This is a genomic window from Jatrophihabitans sp. YIM 134969 (assembly GCF_054456675.1).
In genome coordinates, this window is record NZ_JBTJEQ010000021.1 from 1 (window position 1) to 16,344 (window position 16,344).

Annotated in this window: 11 protein-coding genes and 1 tRNA gene; 1 reads left to right on the forward strand and 11 read right to left on the reverse strand. The window is 70.8% G+C overall.

What is annotated here, in order from left to right; genetic code table 11:
• From ACXR2U_RS12605 to ACXR2U_RS12635, 7 genes are all read right to left on the reverse strand, one after another.
• Window positions 1-563 (reverse strand): GNAT family N-acetyltransferase (locus ACXR2U_RS12605; RefSeq protein WP_458825393.1); only part of this gene is annotated, 563 nt, incomplete at its 3' end.
• Between the two features lie 198 nt (window positions 564-761).
• A complete protein-coding gene (locus tag ACXR2U_RS12610; protein WP_458825394.1) occupies window positions 762-1,553 on the reverse strand; it encodes an ABC transporter ATP-binding protein in 792 nt (263 codons plus the stop codon).
• Window positions 1,550-2,506: an ABC transporter ATP-binding protein gene (locus ACXR2U_RS12615; protein ID WP_458825395.1), complete on the reverse strand. Its 957-nt coding sequence runs from the start codon at window positions 2,504-2,506 to the stop codon at window positions 1,550-1,552. The genes ACXR2U_RS12610 and ACXR2U_RS12615 overlap by 4 nt, the downstream gene beginning before the upstream one ends.
• The gene (locus ACXR2U_RS12620) at window positions 2,503-4,785 is read right to left on the reverse strand and encodes a branched-chain amino acid ABC transporter permease (RefSeq protein ID WP_458825396.1); all 2,283 of its coding nucleotides are present in this window, start codon (window positions 4,783-4,785) and stop codon (window positions 2,503-2,505) included. Before ACXR2U_RS12620 ends, ACXR2U_RS12615 begins: the two co-directional genes overlap by 4 nt.
• Window positions 4,782-5,738 carry a branched-chain amino acid ABC transporter permease gene (locus tag ACXR2U_RS12625; RefSeq protein WP_458825397.1) on the reverse strand — a complete coding sequence of 319 codons (957 nt, stop codon included), beginning with the start codon at window positions 5,736-5,738 and terminating at the stop codon, window positions 4,782-4,784. Before ACXR2U_RS12625 ends, ACXR2U_RS12620 begins: the two co-directional genes overlap by 4 nt.
• A gap of 235 nt (window positions 5,739-5,973) precedes the next feature.
• A complete protein-coding gene (locus ACXR2U_RS12630) occupies window positions 5,974-7,179 on the reverse strand; it encodes a branched-chain amino acid ABC transporter substrate-binding protein (RefSeq protein WP_458825398.1) in 1,206 nt (401 codons plus the stop codon).
• A gap of 196 nt (window positions 7,180-7,375) precedes the next feature.
• Complete coding sequence (locus tag ACXR2U_RS12635; RefSeq protein WP_458825399.1) at window positions 7,376-7,987, reverse strand: ANTAR domain-containing response regulator; 612 nt, start codon at window positions 7,985-7,987, stop codon at window positions 7,376-7,378.
• Between the two features lie 165 nt (window positions 7,988-8,152).
• Here ACXR2U_RS12635 and ACXR2U_RS12640 point away from each other — a divergent pair.
• Window positions 8,153-8,233 (forward strand) — tRNA-Leu (locus tag ACXR2U_RS12640).
• A 30-nt stretch (window positions 8,234-8,263) separates the two neighbouring features.
• On the opposite strand, the gene ACXR2U_RS12645 is transcribed toward ACXR2U_RS12640, so the two are convergent.
• From ACXR2U_RS12645 to lgt, 4 genes are all read right to left on the reverse strand, one after another.
• The gene (locus ACXR2U_RS12645; protein ID WP_458825400.1) at window positions 8,264-9,142 is read right to left on the reverse strand and encodes an acyl-CoA thioesterase; all 879 of its coding nucleotides are present in this window, start codon (window positions 9,140-9,142) and stop codon (window positions 8,264-8,266) included.
• The gene (gene pyk, locus ACXR2U_RS12650; RefSeq protein ID WP_458825401.1) at window positions 9,139-10,566 is read right to left on the reverse strand and encodes a pyruvate kinase; all 1,428 of its coding nucleotides are present in this window, start codon (window positions 10,564-10,566) and stop codon (window positions 9,139-9,141) included. The genes ACXR2U_RS12645 and pyk overlap by 4 nt, the downstream gene beginning before the upstream one ends.
• Before the next feature lie 91 nt (window positions 10,567-10,657).
• Complete coding sequence (gene gltB / locus ACXR2U_RS12655) at window positions 10,658-15,301, reverse strand: glutamate synthase large subunit (RefSeq protein ID WP_458825402.1); 4,644 nt, start codon at window positions 15,299-15,301, stop codon at window positions 10,658-10,660.
• A 76-nt stretch (window positions 15,302-15,377) separates the two neighbouring features.
• Window positions 15,378-16,340: a prolipoprotein diacylglyceryl transferase gene (gene lgt / locus ACXR2U_RS12660; protein WP_458825403.1), complete on the reverse strand. Its 963-nt coding sequence runs from the start codon at window positions 16,338-16,340 to the stop codon at window positions 15,378-15,380.
• Between the last annotated feature and the right edge of the window lie 4 nt (window positions 16,341-16,344).

A 16,344-nucleotide genomic window follows, 5' to 3' on the forward strand; every position in this document is an offset into this window, starting at 1 on the left:
GCCGGGCGGCCGTCGGCGCCGGCGACCACCAGGCCGAGCGACGGCAGCCCGAGGGCCCGGCGGACGGTCGGGACCGGGGCCATCCGGCGGGTGGCGATGGCGGCGAACCCGACGCGGGCGAGGTAGCGGTTGGCGTCGCGCGCCGACGGGTGGGACACGCTCTGCAGGTACTGCACGCCGGCACTCTCGGACAGCTCGATGCAGGCGGTCAGCAGCGCCCGGCCGATCCCCCGGCGGCGCAGCCCGGGCGACACCGCGAGGCGGCCGACGGCGAGCACGGGGGTCGGGACGATGAGGCCGGCGTCCTCGAACCGGGCGGCGACCACGCCGACGACCGGTTCGCCGGCCTCGCCGGTGTCGGTGGCGACCAGCACGTGCTGCTCCGGGTCGTCGAAGCGGGCCAGCAGGTGCTCGGCCGCCGCCTCGACGGTCAACTTGTGCTCGGCCCGGGCGCCGCGCCCGGCCCGGCCGACCGGGAACGCGGTCGGGATCGACGGCTCGAACGGCACCAGCAACTCCGCGACGGCCAGCGCGTCGGCGGCGACCGCCGGGCGCACGCACACGTTTGCACGGCGGCTCGCGGGGGAACCGATCGCCACACTGGCCTCCTGTGCGCACCCCTCGACCGGAGCCACGCCGGCCCGGTGACACGCCGACACTAAACCCCCGCGGTCAGACGGCGGAAGACTCTCGGCGCGGGGAAGTCGCACGCTCCGAGAGGCAGCGTCACCGAACGGTGACGCCACCACCCGTCGTCGAGGTCAGGACGCGATCTCCTCGCCGAGGTACGCCGCCCGGATCCGGTCGTCGGCCAGCAGGTCCTTGCCGGTGCCCGAGAGCACCAGTTCGCCGGTCTCGAGGACGAAGCCCCGGTCGGCCAGGGCGAGCGCCTGCGCCGCGTTCTGCTCGACCAGCAGCACGGTGACGCCCTCGCTGTTGATCTGCCGGACGATGTCGAAGATCTGGGCCACGATGAGCGGCGCCAGACCCATCGACGGCTCGTCGAGCAGTAGCAGCCGCGGCCGTCCCATGAGGGCGCGGCCGATGGCCAGCATCTGCTGCTCGCCACCCGAGAGCGTCCCGGCCTGCTGGCCGTAGCGCTCCTGCAGCCGCGGGAACATCTCCAGCACCCGCTCGAGGTCGCCGGGGTTGGGCCGGCGGAACCGGAACGCCCCCATCTCGAGGTTCTCGGCGACCGTCATCCGCGGGAACACGTGGCGCCCCTCGGGGACGTGGCACACGCCCAACGAGATCAGCTCGTGCGGCGGGATGCCGTCGATGCGCTTGCCGTCGTAGGTGATGCTGCCCTCGGCGGGGCGCAGCATGCCCGACACCGTCTTCTGGGTCGTGGTCTTGCCGGCGCCGTTCGCCCCGAGCAGCGCGACGATCTCGCCTTCGCGGACGTCGAACGAGATGCCCTTGATCGCCGCGATCGCGCCGTACTTGACGACGATGTCCCGCACGTCGAGGAGCACGTCGCCGACGACCCGCTCACCGGTGGGTCGGGCGCCCCGGACCACTCCTCGCGAGGAGTCCTTCGACAGGTCGGTCATGCCTCGTGCCTCCCGGGGCCGTCGTGCGTGTCGTCCTCGGCGCCGAGGACGACGCCCTCGGTGTCGATGCGGTGCAGTTCGGGCTGGGTGTGCGACGCCAACTCGGTCTCGGCCTCCTCGGCCGACGTGCCGAGGTACGCCGCGACCACGGCCGGGTCGCGCTGGATCTGGTCCGGTGTCCCCTCGGCGATCTTCTGCCCGAAGTTCAGCACGACGATGCGGTCGGCCACCGACATGACCAGCTTCATGTCGTGCTCGATGAGCAGGACGCCGATGTCGTCGTCGTTGACCTGCTTGATGAGCGCGGCGAGGTCCCGCTTCTCGGCCGGGTTGGTGCCGGCCGCGGGCTCGTCGAGCAGGATCACACCCGGGTTGGTCCCCAGCGCCCGCGCGATCTCCAGACGCCGCTGCTCGCCGTAGGCGAGCGACCCGGCGAGCTCGTTGGCCCGCAGCGACAGCCCGACCCGGTCGAGCAGGGCGTACGCCTTCGCGGTCGACTCCCGCTCCTCGCGCCGCTGCCACGGCAGGCCGAGCATCGAGGAGACCGGCCCCGCCTTCATGCGGGTCTCCACCCCGACCTTGACGTTCTCCAGCGCGGTCAGCGCCGGGAACAACCGGATGTTCTGGAACGTGCGGGCCACACCCAGGTGGTTGACCACGTGCGTCTTCTTGCCGATGACGCTCACCGGAGCGTCACCGGGATGCGCGACCAGGTCGATCGACCCCTCCTGCGGCGTGTAGACGCCGGTGAGGGAGTTGAACAACGAGGTCTTGCCGGCGCCGTTCGGGCCGATGACGGCGAGGATCTCGCCCCGTCGCATCTGCAGCGAGACGTCGTTGAGGCTCGTGACACCACCGAAGCGCAGCGTGACGTTGCGGACGTCGAAGACGAGGTCCCCGCGGCCGCGTGGCGGACCCGCGGGCGCCACGTCCTTCTCGGTGCTGATGGTCACCGTCCTGCACCTCCCGCCGGGGCGCCGCCGAGGCCTTCGCCCGCCGGCACCGCCTGTTCCCTCGCTCTGACCGCATCGTCGTGACCCGCGAGGCCGGTGAGTTCGGCCTTGCGCCGCCGCGCCGGGATGAGCCCCTGCGGCCGGAAGATCATCATGACGATGAGCACGGCACCGATCCACATCGTGCGGTCCTCGGCGGGCACCTGGTCGCGCAGGAAGTTCGGCAGCCAGGTGAGGAACGCGGCGCCGGCCATCGCACCCGGCAACGAACCCATGCCACCGAACACGACGTAGGCGACGACGAGGATCGAGTTGTTGAGCACGAAGTTCTGCGGGTTGAAGTAGCCGATCTGGCTGGCGAAGAACACGCCCGCGAGACCCGAGGTCGAGGCACCGATCGCGAACGCCAGCAGCTTGACCCGGGTGGTGTTGACACCGGTGGCCTGCGCCGCGATCTCGTCCTCCCGGATGGCCGCCCACGCGCGCCCGAGGCGCGAACCCTCGAGCCGGTAGAACAACGTGACGACGATGATCAGCAGCACGAGCAGCAGGTACCAGTACTGCAGGGCGTTGCTGCCCCACTCGATCTTGAACAGCCGGATGTCGGTGAACGGGATGCGCAAGTCGATCACCGGGTGCGGCACGGTCTTGGAGACACCCCGCGGGCCGTTGGTGAAGTTGCCCGGGTTGTTGACCGCGATGAGGCGGATGATCTCACCGAAGCCGAGCGTGACGATGGCGAGGTAGTCGCCGCGTAGCCGCAGTGTGGGTGTGCCGAGCAGGACGCCCGCGACCAGACAGATCGCGATCGCGAACGGGATCGCCCACAGCGGCGACAACGGTTCGAAGGGCGGCTGCACCGGCAGGGACCCGGTGAGGTACGCGGTCATGTACGACCCGATCGCGTAGAACGCGATGAACCCGAGGTCGAGCAGACCCGCCCAGCCGATGACCACGTTGAGGCCGACGGCCAGCAGCACGTAGACGCCGATGTCGGTGACGAGCGCCTTCTGCCAGAACGCCGTGGCGGTCGGGGGGTAGAACAGCGCGAACGCGATGCCGACGAGCGCGAGGCTGCGCATCGTGGTGGACCGGGCCGCGGTGTGCAGCCGGTCGGCCACGGGCGCGGCGTCGGAACTGCGGACCTCGTGCTCGCCGCGCTCGCGACCGCTCACGGCGGCGACGACCCCCGCCGCGCCGAGGACGAACAGCGCGATGCACGCGCCCCACCCGCCGGCACCGAGGTTCGACCAGGTCCCGCTCGAACCCGGCGATCCGGCGTCGGTGGCGAGCGAGCTGATGGCGTGCAACGTGAACACGGTGAGGATCACGGCGACGACGGCCACGACGCCCGCGGCCCAGCCGAGCGCCTTCTGTCGCAGCAACACGGCGCCCGCGGCGAGCACGAACGTCACCGCGAACAGCACGTAACCCAGCCACGCGAGGTACTGCACCGCGAGCGGGGCGAGCGGTGAGTTGAAGAACGCGTGCCGGGTGTCGGTGAGGGTCGCGTTCCGGTTCTGCGGGCTGAACCAGGTCGCCGCGAGGAAGGTGATCAGACCCATGATCAGGCCGAGCACCAGGATCGGCAGACCGGGGCGGTAGGCGAACACCCGCTCGACGTAGTCGCGGCTGTCGGCGGTCTCGCGGCGGGTCAACGCCACGATGCCGCCGCCGAGCGCGAACACCAGGTACCCGATGATCGCGGCCTCGACGCCGAAGGAGTGGTCGATGCCGCCGACGTAGTCGACGACCGCGCCGTGCGCGATGTAGGCGATGACCGCCGACACCACCGCCACACCCGCGACCACCCAGCCCAGGACCTTGAGGTTGGCGATGATCGCCAGCGCCAGCAGGACGATCAGCAACAGCATCGTGAGCAGCCAGAGCCAGCCGAAGTACGCCTTGGCCAACGGCGCGAGCCCACCGGTGTTGGTGGCGGCGTCGGAGACGGTGCCGAACTTGCCGTCACCGACGGCGTCGTTCCACTTCATGAGGAAGAACGCCGCGACCAGGACGAGCGTCCCGAGCGCGAGCGGGCGCACGCCCGGTCGATTGAGGTACGGGGTGATGACCGGCCGGTAGGTGATCGCGAGCCACGCCACCGCGCCGATGACGAGGAACGGGATGACCCGCGGGTTGAGGACGTGCTCGCGGAAGCCGAGACCGAAGTCGGACTGAGCACCCGAGCTCGACCCGACCATCATCGCCAGCACGATCGCGCCGGCGAAGCAGGCGAGAGCACGGACGGCCCACGTGGGGAGGGAGGAGAGTTTCACGCCGCACGCCCCAGACGCTCGCCGAGGATGCCGGTAGGTCGGAAGACCAGGATGCCGACGAGGATCACGAACGCGACGACGTCCGTCCACTGGATGCCGATGAACTGCCGGCCCCCGACCCACGGCAGGGTCGGGATGAGCGCTTCGAGCAACCCCAGCAGCAGACCGCCGATCATGGCGCCGCGGATGTTGCCGATGCCGCCGAGCACCGCGGCGGCGAACGCCTTGATGCCCGGGGTGAAGCCCATGTTGTACGAGAACGCGCCGAACGCGGTGGCGAACAGGAAGCCGGCCGCGCCGGCCAGCGCGCCACCGATCATGAACGTGCGCGAGATCGTCTTGTCGATGTCGATGCCCATGAGCGCCGCGGTGGGAGCGTCCTCGGCGGTGGCGCGGATGCTGCGCCCGAGCTTGGTCCCCGACACCAACCGGTCGAGGAAGATCATCATGATCACGGCGGAGCCGATGACGATGATCTGGATGAGGTTGATCTTCGCGCCGCCGCCGAGCGGGATGACCGTGGCGTTGGTGTTGAAGAAGCCGGGGATGGTGTTGTTGCCCTGGCGGTTGAACATCTTGCCGAACAGCTGCGAGAGCAGGAACGACGCCCCGATCGCGCTGATGAGGAAGGCGAGTTTGGGTGCGCCACGTCTGCGCAGTGGCCGGTACGCGACCCGCTCGAGGGTCCACGCCACGAGGGCGCCGGTGATCGCTCCGGCGAGCAGCGCCGCGAGGATCACGAAGGGAACGGCCCAGGTCGCGGTCGCCGCGCCGTCACCCACCATGAAGTGGACGAGCAGGTAACTGCCGAACGCGCCGGACATGAACACCTCGCTGTGCGCGAAGTTGATCAGTTGCAGCACGCCGTAGACCAGCGTGTAACCCAGCGCCACCAGGGCGTAGGCCGATCCGCGGGTGATCCCGAGGACCAGGTACGACAGGAAGTCGGACACGTATCGCCCTTCCAGAATGAGACGGTCAGCGTGAGGGACGGCTCCACCGGGGCGCCGTCCGGCCAGACGCAGCGCGTCAGCGTTGCACAGTGCAGGGGTCACCGGAAGCCCATCCGGGCGACGGGTTCACCTGCTGGTGCCCGTGTCGCTGACGCCGGACAGCACACGAGGACGGGGCCACCCCAGGGTGTGGGGCGGCCCCGCCCTCGTCGTGATCGATCAGGTCAGAGCGTGATCAGCTCTGGTCCTGGATGTTGCCGAGCGTCTTGATGACGCCGTCTTCCTGCTCGAACAGGTTGATGACCTGCGAGGACGCGTCCAGCTCGCCGTTCTCCTGGAACTTCACCGTGGTGGTGATGCCCTTGTAGTCGAGCTTGTTGACCGCGTCGAACACCGACTGGCGGGTCGGGGCGCCGTCCTTCGCCGCCTCCTTGAACGCCTCGATCATCGCGTTCGTGGCGTCGTACGCCTCGGGCGAGTAGGTCGACGGGTCGGTGTTCCACTTGGCCTTGTAGGCCGAGGTGAAGTCCTTGGCTTCCGGCGCCGTGGTGGCGTCGGCGCACCCGCAGGAGAAGAACCAGCCGTTGCCGGCGTCGCCCGCACCCGAGGTGAAGACCGAGGACTTGCCGCCGTTGCCGGTGTACTTGTCGCCGGAGTAGGAGGTCGCGGCGACCGCCTTGGCGAGCAGCGCGGCCTGGGCGTCGTAACCGCCGTAGAAGAACGCCTGCGCACCCGAGCCGGCGATGGTCTGCGCGGTGGGGCCGTAGTCCTTCGTGTCGGCGAGGACCGAGATGCGCTGGACCTGCTTGCCACCCGCCTTGATGCCGGCCTCGACGGTGTCGGCGACGCCGGTGCCGTAGTCGGAGCCGTCGTCGATGACGACGACCTTCGAGTAGCCCTTGGCCACCAGGTGGTCGGCGAGCTCCTTGCCCTCGAGGCCGTCCGGCGGGACCACGCGGTGGAAGGCCTTGAAGCCCTCCGAGGTCAGGGTGTCGTTGGTGGCCGACGGGCTGATGAGGACCAGGTTGGCCTCGCCGTAGCTGTTCGCGACGGCCTTGGTGGCGCCGGAGAACGACGGGCCCACGACGCCGAGCACGCCGGTGTCCTGGAGCAGGGTCGCCGCCGCGGTGGGCGCCTGGGCGGGGTCGCCGACGTCGTCGGCCTTGACCAGTTCGAGCTTGAAGGGCAGGTCGCCCGACTCGTTGGCCTGGTCGATGGCGAGCTCGACGGCGTTGACCTCGTTGATGCCGAGCTGCTGGTTGTCACCGGACAGCGGGCCTTCGAAACCGATCTTGTAGGTGGCGTTGGTGTCGCTGCCACCGTTGTTGCCACCGGAGGCGAGACCGCCGCCGCCGCCTCCGGAGCCGTTGGAGCAGGCGGTGAGCGCCAGCGCGCCGGCCGCGGAGAGGGCGAGGATCTGCCCCACGAGTCGCTTTTGCACGAACTGTTTCTCCTTGTCGTGGACTGTCTGGGTTGTGCGCGTCAGCGGACGTTCGGGTCCTGCGACGATGTCCGGCGGGACAGTAGCTCACCCGCAACCCGCCGGACGGGGGTCGCAGCCCGAACGCCGCGCTTCCGTGACCAAATCCTTACGTGGCGGCCGACGGCACCTGGTCGCCGAGCGGGAGATCGTCCCGTCAGGCGCGTGCTGCCCCCGCGCTGCGTGCCGGGGCGGCGTCCGCGGCGTCGGCGGCGGTGCCACCGCCCAGCACGACCTCGGCGACGGCCTTCATGGTCGTCCGGTTGTCCATCGCGGCGCGCTGGATCCACTTGAACGCGTCCGGCTCGGACAGCTTGTGCTCGACCATGAGCACGCCCTTGGCCCGCTCGACGAGCTTGCGGGTCTCCAGGCGCTCGGAGAGCGTCTCGACCTCGCCCTCGAGCGCGCGGATCTCGGCGAAGCGGGAGGTGGCCATCTCGATGGCGGGCAGCAGGTCGCGCTTCTGGAACGGCTTGACGAGGTAGGCCATCGCGCCGGCGTCACGCGCCCGCTCGATGAGGTCGCGCTGGCTGAACGCGGTGAGGATGACGACCGGGGCGATGCGTTCGCCGGCGATCAGGCCCGCCGCGGTGATGCCGTCCATCTTCGGCATCTTGACGTCGCAGATCACCAGGTCGGGTCGGAGCTCCCGCGCCTGCTCCACGGCGGCCTCGCCGTCGGCGGCCTCGCCGACGACGTCGAAGCCCTCCTCGGTGAGCATCTCGCGGAGGTCGAGCCGGATGAGCGCCTCGTCCTCGGCGATGAGCACCCGCCGGCCGGACGCTGTGGACGCCCCCTGAACTTCGCGGTCCTGCTGGCTGGCCACTGGAACAACGCCCCCTTGCGTCGGGACCGCCGCCGGAGAGGACGGTCCCTGATCGGAGTGGTCAGGGTATCGCCGCTACCATGACCGGCGCGTTACGCAGCAGTTCCCGCCGGGGTGATGGAACGGCAGACATGGTCGCCTCAAAAGCGACTGCCGAAAGGCGTGCGGGTTCGAATCCCGCTCCCGGCACCGACCAGACGACGACCGGTCACCGACCGCTCACACGCCGCGCAGGCGCAGCATCCCTTCCTGGAGCACGGTCACCGCGTGCTCGCCGGACGCCGTGAACATCCGGCCCTCGTTGAGCCCGCGCCCACCGGACGCCGCGGGTGACGCGGTGTCGTAGAGCAACCACTCGTCGACCCGGAACGGCTGGTGGAACCACATCGCGTGGTCCAGCGAGGCGCCGACCACCTCGTCGCGGTCCCACGAACGTCCCTGGCGGACCAGGGACGCCTCCAGCAGGCTGAAGTCCGAGGCGAAGGTCGCCACGCACACGTGGAGCAACGGGTCGTCGGGCAGCGTGCCCTTGGCCTTGAGCCACAGCCGGTGGTCCTCGCGGGGCGTCTCGTGCGCCCACGGCGGGTTGAGGTACCGCAGGTCGATCGGGTTCGGGACGGCGAGGAACCGTGGCGGCGCGTCCCCCCGCTCGAGCAGTTCGGCCAGGGACGGCACCTCGTGCGCGCCGGGCACCGCCGGCATGGTCGCGCCGTGTTCGAAGCCCGGCTGCGGCAGCTGGAACGACGCCGACAGCGTGAAGATCGTCTTGCCGTGTTGCTGGGCGACGACCCGCCGCACGCTGAACGAGCGACCGTCACGCACGTTCTCGACCAGGTACAGGATCGGGCGCGAGGGGTCACCCGGGCGGATGAAGTACGCGTGCAACGAGTGGACGCGCCGCTCCGGGTCGACGGTGCGGCCGGCCGCGACCAGCGCCTGCCCCGCGACCTGACCACCGAACACCCGCTGCAGCGAGGTCTCCGGGCTCTGCCCGAGGAACGCGGCGTCGTCGAGGGTCTCGATGTCGAGCAACCGGACCAGGGCGTCGAGCAGGTCCTGGTCGACGACGTCGGGGTGGGCGGTCGCGGCGTCGCTCACCGGTCGCGCTGGAGGACGTCGCCGATGTGGTGCACCCGGATGGTGTTGGTGCTGCCGGGGGTGGTGGGCGGCGTGCCCGCGATGATGACGACGAGGTCGCCCGGGTGGGACACCCCGCGCTGGACCAGGCCCGAGTCGACCTGGCGCACCATCTCGTCGGTGGTGCGCACGGTCCACACCACGTGCCCCTCGACGCCCCACAGCAACGCCATCTGCCGTTGCACGTTCTCGTCGGGGGTGAAGACGATGAGCCGCTGCCGCGGGTGCAGGCGCGACATGCGGCGGCCGGTGTCGCCGGTCTGGGTGAACGCGACCAGGGCGGACGCACCCATGGCGTCGGCGATCTGCACGGCGGCGTTGGTGATCGCGCCGCCGGAGGTGCGCGGGTCGTGGCGCAGCGGCGCGACGCGGTTGCCGGCCTCCTCGACCGACCGGATGATGCGCGACATCGTGGCGACGGCCTGGACGGGATAGGTCCCGACGCTGGTCTCGCCCGACAGCATCACGGCGTCGGCACCGTCGAGGACCGCGTTCGCGACGTCGGACGCCTCCGCACGGGTGGGCCGGGAGTGGGTGATCATCGACTCGAGCATCTGGGTCGCGACGATGACCGGCTTGGCGTTGTCGCGGGCGCTCTGGATGAGCCGCTTCTGGATGATCGGCACCTGCTCCAGCGGCATCTCGACGCCGAGGTCGCCGCGGGCGACCATGATCGCGTCGAACGCCAGCACGATCTCCTCGAGCCGGTCGACGGCCTCGGGCTTCTCGATCTTGGCGATGACCGGGCGGTGCACGCCGACGGCGTCCATCACCTGGTGCACGAGCTTGATGTCCTCGGGGGCGCGGACGAACGACAGCGCGACGTAGTCGACGCCGAGCGCGAGCGCGAACTCGAGGTCGGCGGTGTCCTTCTCGGACATCGCGGGGACCGAGACGTTCACGCCCGGCAGGGACAGACCCTTGTTGTCGCTGACCTTCCCGCCCTCGGTGACGTCGCAGACGACGTCGTCGCCGTCGACCTCGACGACGACCAGGCCGACGTTGCCGTCGTCGACGAGCAGACGGTCGCCCGGACGGCAGTCCTGCGCGAGTTGCTTGTAGGTCGTCGAGACCCGGTCGTGGTTGCCGGGGACGTCCTCCACGGTGACGCGGATGCGCTCGCCGGTCTGCCAGACGACCGGGCCCTCCTCGAACCGGCCCAAGCGGATCTTCGGGCCCTGCAGGTCGCCGAGGATGGCGACGTTGCGGCCCGCCGCCTCGGCGGCCTTGCGGACCTCGCGGAACCGGCGGCCGTGCTCGGCGTGCTCACCGTGGCTGAAGTTCAGCCGCGCGACGTCCATGCCGGCCTCGATGAGCGCCCGCAGCCGTTCCGGCGGGTCGGTGGCGGGACCCAGCGTGCAGACGATCTTGGCGCGACGGTTCACAGGCCCAGCCTAAGGGAGCGCCCGCCCAGGCCAAATTCTGTGTACTCCTGCAGCCTCAGACGGCAGGAGTACACAGAATTCGGCATGTGCGTCAGGTGCGGGCGGCGTCCATGACGGCCTCGTCGACGTCGCGGCCGGCGGCCTGCGCCGCGGCGGTCGCCTCGAGCACCCGGCGGTAGTCGCGGGGCACGACGACGCTGAACCGGGCGACGGCGGCGGGCCAGTCGGCCAGGAGGCTCCGCGCCCGTTCCGAGCCGGTGACCCGCGCGTGGCGCTCGACGATGCCGCGCAGGGTGTCGGCGTGGTCGTCGCGACCGCCGAGGTCCCCGAGGTCGGCGAGCGGCACGACGTCGACCATGGCGTCGTTGACCCGCCGGCGGTCGAGGTCGAGCAGGTACGCCAGGCCGCCGGACATGCCCGCGGCGACGTTGCGACCGGTCGCGCCGAGGATGACCGCGGTACCGCCGGTCATGTACTCCAGGGCGTGGTCGCCGACGCCCTCGGCGACGGCCGTGGCGCCGGAGTTGCGCACGCAGAAGCGCTCGCCCACCGTGCCCGACAGGTACAACTCCCCCGACGTCGCGCCGTAGGCGATGACGTTGCCGGCGATGACGTTGTCGGCCGCCGCGAACGGGGCCTCGGGGTCCGGTGCCACGGAGACCACGCCGCCGGACAATCCCTTGCCGACGTAGTCGTTGGCGTCACCGGCGAGCCGCAGGGTGATGCCGGGCGGCAGGAACGCCCCGAAGCTCTGCCCGGCCGAGCCGTGGAAGTCGATCTCGATGGTGTCGCGCGGCAGGCCCTCGGCGCCGTAGCGGCGGGTGACCAACGACCCGAGCATCGTGCCGACGGTGCGGTTGACGTTGCGCACCGGCAGTTGCAGCGTGACCGGTGTTGCATCGAGCAACGCTCCCTCGGCCAACTGGATGAGGGTGTTGTCGAGCGCCTCCTCCAGGCCGTGGTCCTGGTCGATGCGCTTGCGCAGCGCGGTGCCCTCGGGCAGCTCCGGCATGGTCAGCACCGGGGTCAGGTCGATGCCGTCGGCCTTCCAGTGGTCGACCGCACGGCGGACGTCGAGGGCGTCGGCGCGGCCGGTCGCCTCGTCCAGCGAACGGAAGCCCAACTCGGCGAGCAACACCCGCACCTGCTGGGCGACGAACTCGAAGAACGTCTCGACGAACTCGGGCTTGCCGGTGAAACGCTCGCGCAGCACGGGGTTCTGGGTCGCGACGCCGACCGGACAGGTGTCGAGGTGACAGACCCGCATCATCACGCAACCCGAGACCACCAGCGGCGCCGTGGCGAAGCCGAACTCCTCGGCGCCGAGCAGCGCCGCCACCACGACGTCGCGGCCGGTCTTCATCGCGCCGTCGACCTGCACGGTGATGCGGTCGCGCAACCCGTTGAGCAGCAGGGTCTGCTGGGTCTCGGCCAGGCCGAGCTCCCACGGCATGCCGGCGTGCTTGAGCGAGGTCAACGGCGCTGCGCCGGTGCCGCCGTCGTGGCCGGAGATCAGCACGACGTCGGCGTGCGCCTTGCTGACACCGGCGGCGACGGTGCCGACGCCGGACTCCGCGACCAGCTTGACGTGCACCCGCGCCTGCGGGTTCGCGTTCTTCAGGTCGTGGATGAGCTGGGCCAGGTCCTCGATCGAGTAGATGTCGTGGTGGGGCGGCGGGCTGATGAGGCCGACACCCGGCGTGGAGAACCGGGTGCGCGCGATCCAGGGGTAGACCTTGTAGCCGGGCAGCTGCCCGCCCTCGCCGGGCTTCGCGCCCTGCGCCACCTTGATCTGGATGTCGTCGGCGTTGACGAGGTAGTTGCTGGTCACGCCGAAGCGGCCGGACGCGACCTGCTTGACTGCCGACCGGCGCAGGTCACCGTTGTCGTCGGGGGTGAAGCGACGGGCGTCCTCGCCGCCCTCGCCGCAGTTGGACTTGCCGCCGATGCGGTTCATCGCGATGGCGAGGGTCTCGTGGGCCTCGGCCGAGATCGAGCCGTACGACATCGCGCCGGTGGCGAAGCGCTTGACGATCGCGCTGACTGGTTCGACCTCGTCGATCGGCACCGGCGGCCGCACGCCGGTCCGGAGTTCGAACAGCCCGCGCAGCGTGCCGCCGGCCTGGGAGATCTCGTCGACCTTGGCCGTGTACTCCTCGAACAGGTCGAAGCGGCGTTGGCGGGTGGCGTGCTGCAGCAGGAAGACCACCTGCGGGGTGAACAGGTGCAGCTCCCCCTCGCGCCGCCACTGGTACTCCCCGCCGACCTGCAACCGCCGGTGGGCGCGCGCGGTGGGCGACGCCGGGTAGGCGTCGGCGTGCCGGGCGGCGCACTCGGCCGCGAGCTCGTCCAGACCGACGCCGCCGATCTTGCTCGGCACGCCCTGGAAGTACTCGTCGACGACCTCGTGCGAGAGCCCGAGCGCCTCGAAGACCTGCGCGCCGGTGTACGAGGCGATGGTGGAGATGCCCATCTTCGACATCACCTTCAGGACGCCCTTGGACAACGCGCCGACGTACTTGCCGATGGCGGCCCGGGCGTGGTCCTCGGGGGTGACGCCCTCGGGCAGCGGGATCGCGCCGGTGCGGACGAGGTCGTCGATCGACTCGAAGGCGAGGTACGGGTTGACGGCGGCCGCGCCGAAGCCGATGAGCAGCGCGACGTGGTGAACCTCGCGGCAGTCGCCGGACTCGACGATCAGGCCGCACTGGGTGCGCTGACCGGTGCGGATCAGGTGGTGGTGGACCGCTGCAGTGAGCAACAGTGACGGGATCGGCGCGTGGTCGGCGTCGCAGTCACGGTCGGAGAGGATGAGGATGCGGGAACCCGCGTCGACCGCGGCTGACGCCTCCCGCCGCACGCGCTCCAGCGCCGCCCGCAACGCCTCGGCGCCGCCGTGCACGCGGTACCGGCCGTCGATGATGTGCGCGGCGAAGCCGGGCTTGTCACCGTCGGCGTTGACGTGCCAGATCTTGGCCAGCTCGTCGTTGTCGATCACCGGGCGCGGCAGGACCAACTGCCGGCACGAGGCGGGGCCGGGCGCGAGCAGGTTCTGCTCCGGTCCGACCGTGGCCGACAACGAGGTGACCAGCTCCTCGCGGATCGCGTCGAGCGGCGGGTTGGTGACCTGGGCGAACAACTCGACGAAGTAGTCGTAGAGCGGGCGCGGGCGCTGGGACAACGGCGCGATCGGGGTGTCGGTGCCCATCGAGCCGAGCGGTTCCATGCCGGTCGAGGCCATGGGTTCCAGCAGCAGCCGCAGTTCCTCCTCGGTGTAACCGAAGATCTGCTGCCGGCGGGTCACCGACTCGTGGCTGAACACGACGTGCTCGCGCGGCGGGAGATCGGCCAGCGGCACCAGGCCCGCGTGCAGCCACTCCCCGTAGGGGTTCTGCGCGGCGAGGTGGGCCTTGACGTCGTCGTCGGACGCGATGAGCCCGCGCGCGGTGTCGACGAGGAACATCCGGCCGGGCTGCAGCCGCCCCTTGGCGACGACCTGCGACGGCGCGATGTCGAGCACGCCCGCCTCCGAGGCCAGCACCACCATGTCGTCGCTGGTGCGCCACCAACGCCCCGGGCGCAGGCCGTTGCGGTCGAGGACGGCCCCGATGATCGTGCCGTCGGTGAACGTGACACAGGCCGGGCCGTCCCAGGGCTCCATGACCGAGGAGTGGAACTCGTAGAAGTCGCGGCGACGCTGGTCCATCACGCCCTTGGCGTGCTCCCACGCCTCCGGCACCATCATCAGCACGGCGTGGGGCAGTGACCGGCCGCCGAGGTGCAGCAGCTCCAGGACCTCGTCGAACGTGGCGGAGTCGCTCGCTTCGTCGGTACAGATCGGGAACAGCCGCGAGAGGCCGGTCGCCGGGTCGTTGTCGTTGAGCAGCAGGTCGCTGTGCAGCTGGGCCTCGCGGGTGCGCATCCAGTTGCGGTTGCCGCGGATGGTGTTGATCTCGCCGTTGTGGGCGATGAGCCGGAACGGGTGCGCGAGCGGCCACGACGGGAACGTGTTGGTCGAGAACCGGCTGTGCACCAGGGCGATGGCGGTGGCGTACCGCTCGTCGCGCAGGTCGGTGTAGAAGGTCGCCAGCTGCGCGGTGGTCAGCATCCCCTTGTAGACCAGGGTGCGGGTCGACAGCGACGGGAAGTACAGCTGCGCGTCGGTGTCGCCGGCCGCGCGCCGGGCCGCGATCTCGCGTTCGGCGACCTTGCGGGTGCAGAACGCGCGCCGCTCGAGCTCCATGACCGGGTCGTTGCCGCGCATCCCGCCCTCGCCGCGGGCGAGGAAGACCTGCTCGAAGTGCGGCATCACCGACACCGCGAGAGAGCCGAGGCCGTCCGCCTCGGTGGGGACGTCGCGCCAGCCGAGGACACGCAGGCCCTCGTCGACCGCCGTGGCCTCGACGACGGCCTTGACCGCGGCCCGGGCCTCGGCGCCGGTGGGCAGGAACGCGGTGCCGACGGCGTAACCGCCCTCGGGCGGCAGGTCGAAGTCGACGACCTCGCGGAGGAAGGCGTCGGGGATGTTGGTGGTGATGCCGGCGCCGTCACCGGACGAGCTCTCCGCGCCGGCGGCGCCGCGGTGGTCGAGGTTGTGCAGCGCCGCGAGGGCGCTGCGGACCGTCGCGTGGGTGCGGCGGCCGTGCAGGTCTGCGAGGAACGCGACGCCGCACGAGTCCTGCTCGGCGGCCGGGTCGTAGAGACCGGACGGCCCCGGCTGGGCGGAGAACTGCACGCGGTGGACCCCCGGCATCTGGACTTCGGGAAGGCGGAAGGCGGGACGTCGGCGGCCCTGGGAACTGACCAGCAGGTTACCGGGTGGTTTCCCGGTCGCCCCCGGTCTCGGTGACGTCCGCCTCGCTACCGGGATCGGCCGGCTCGGGCGGTTCGGTGTCAGTGTCCCCCACGGCGTCAACCGGTTCGACCGTGTCCCGGCCGTCGCGGTAGATCGAGGTCTCCCGCGGCCCCCGGTGGGTGAGGAACCAGGCCAGGCCGGCGAGGAACACCAGGATCGAGGTCCAGACGTTCAGCCGGACGCCGAGGATGTGGTTGGCGTCGTCGGTGCGCAGCATCTCGATCCACACCCGGCCGGAGGTGTAGCCCATGACGTAGAGGGCCATGACCCGGCCGTTGCCGAGCCGGAAGCGTCGGTCGGCCCAGAGCAGCACGAAGCCCAACGCGATGTCCCAGAGCAGTTCGTAGAGGAACGTCGGCTGGAAGTACCCGATGACCGGCCCGGCCTTGCCGGTGACCAGGTCCATGGTGTGGATCTCGAGCCGCCACGGCACCGAGGTCGGCCCGCCGTAGAGCTCGTTGTTGAACCAGTTGCCGACCCGGCCGATCCCCTGGGCGAAGACCACACCCGGCACGACGGCGTCGGCGAACGGCGGCAGCTTGATCCCGTGCCGTCGGCAACCGATCCAGGCGCCGAGGGTGCCCAGCGCGATCGCGCCCCAGATCCCGAGGCCGCCGTCCCAGATCTTGACCGCGTCGATCGGGCTCGTCCCCGGGCGGCCGAGGAAGTACAGCTCGGGATCGGACAGCACGTGGTACAGCCGTCCCCCGATGATCCCGAGGACGACGGCCCAGCCGGCGACGTCGAGGACCTCCTCGGGCTTGCCGCCCCGCTGCCCCCACCGCCGCATGCCGAGCCAGACCGCCACGATGATCCCGACGATGATGCACAGCGCGTAGAACCGCAGCGGCAGCGGACCGAGGAACACCGCACTGCGCGTGGGGCTGGGCAGTGAGGCCAGGGTCGCAGCGGCGGACACGAGC

Bases quoted from the DNA above. Each gene is read 5' to 3' on its own strand.
- ACXR2U_RS12610 (WP_458825394.1), bottom strand. From the start codon at position 1,553: ATGACCGACCTGTCGAAGGACTCCTCGCGAGGAGTGGTCCGGGGCGCC.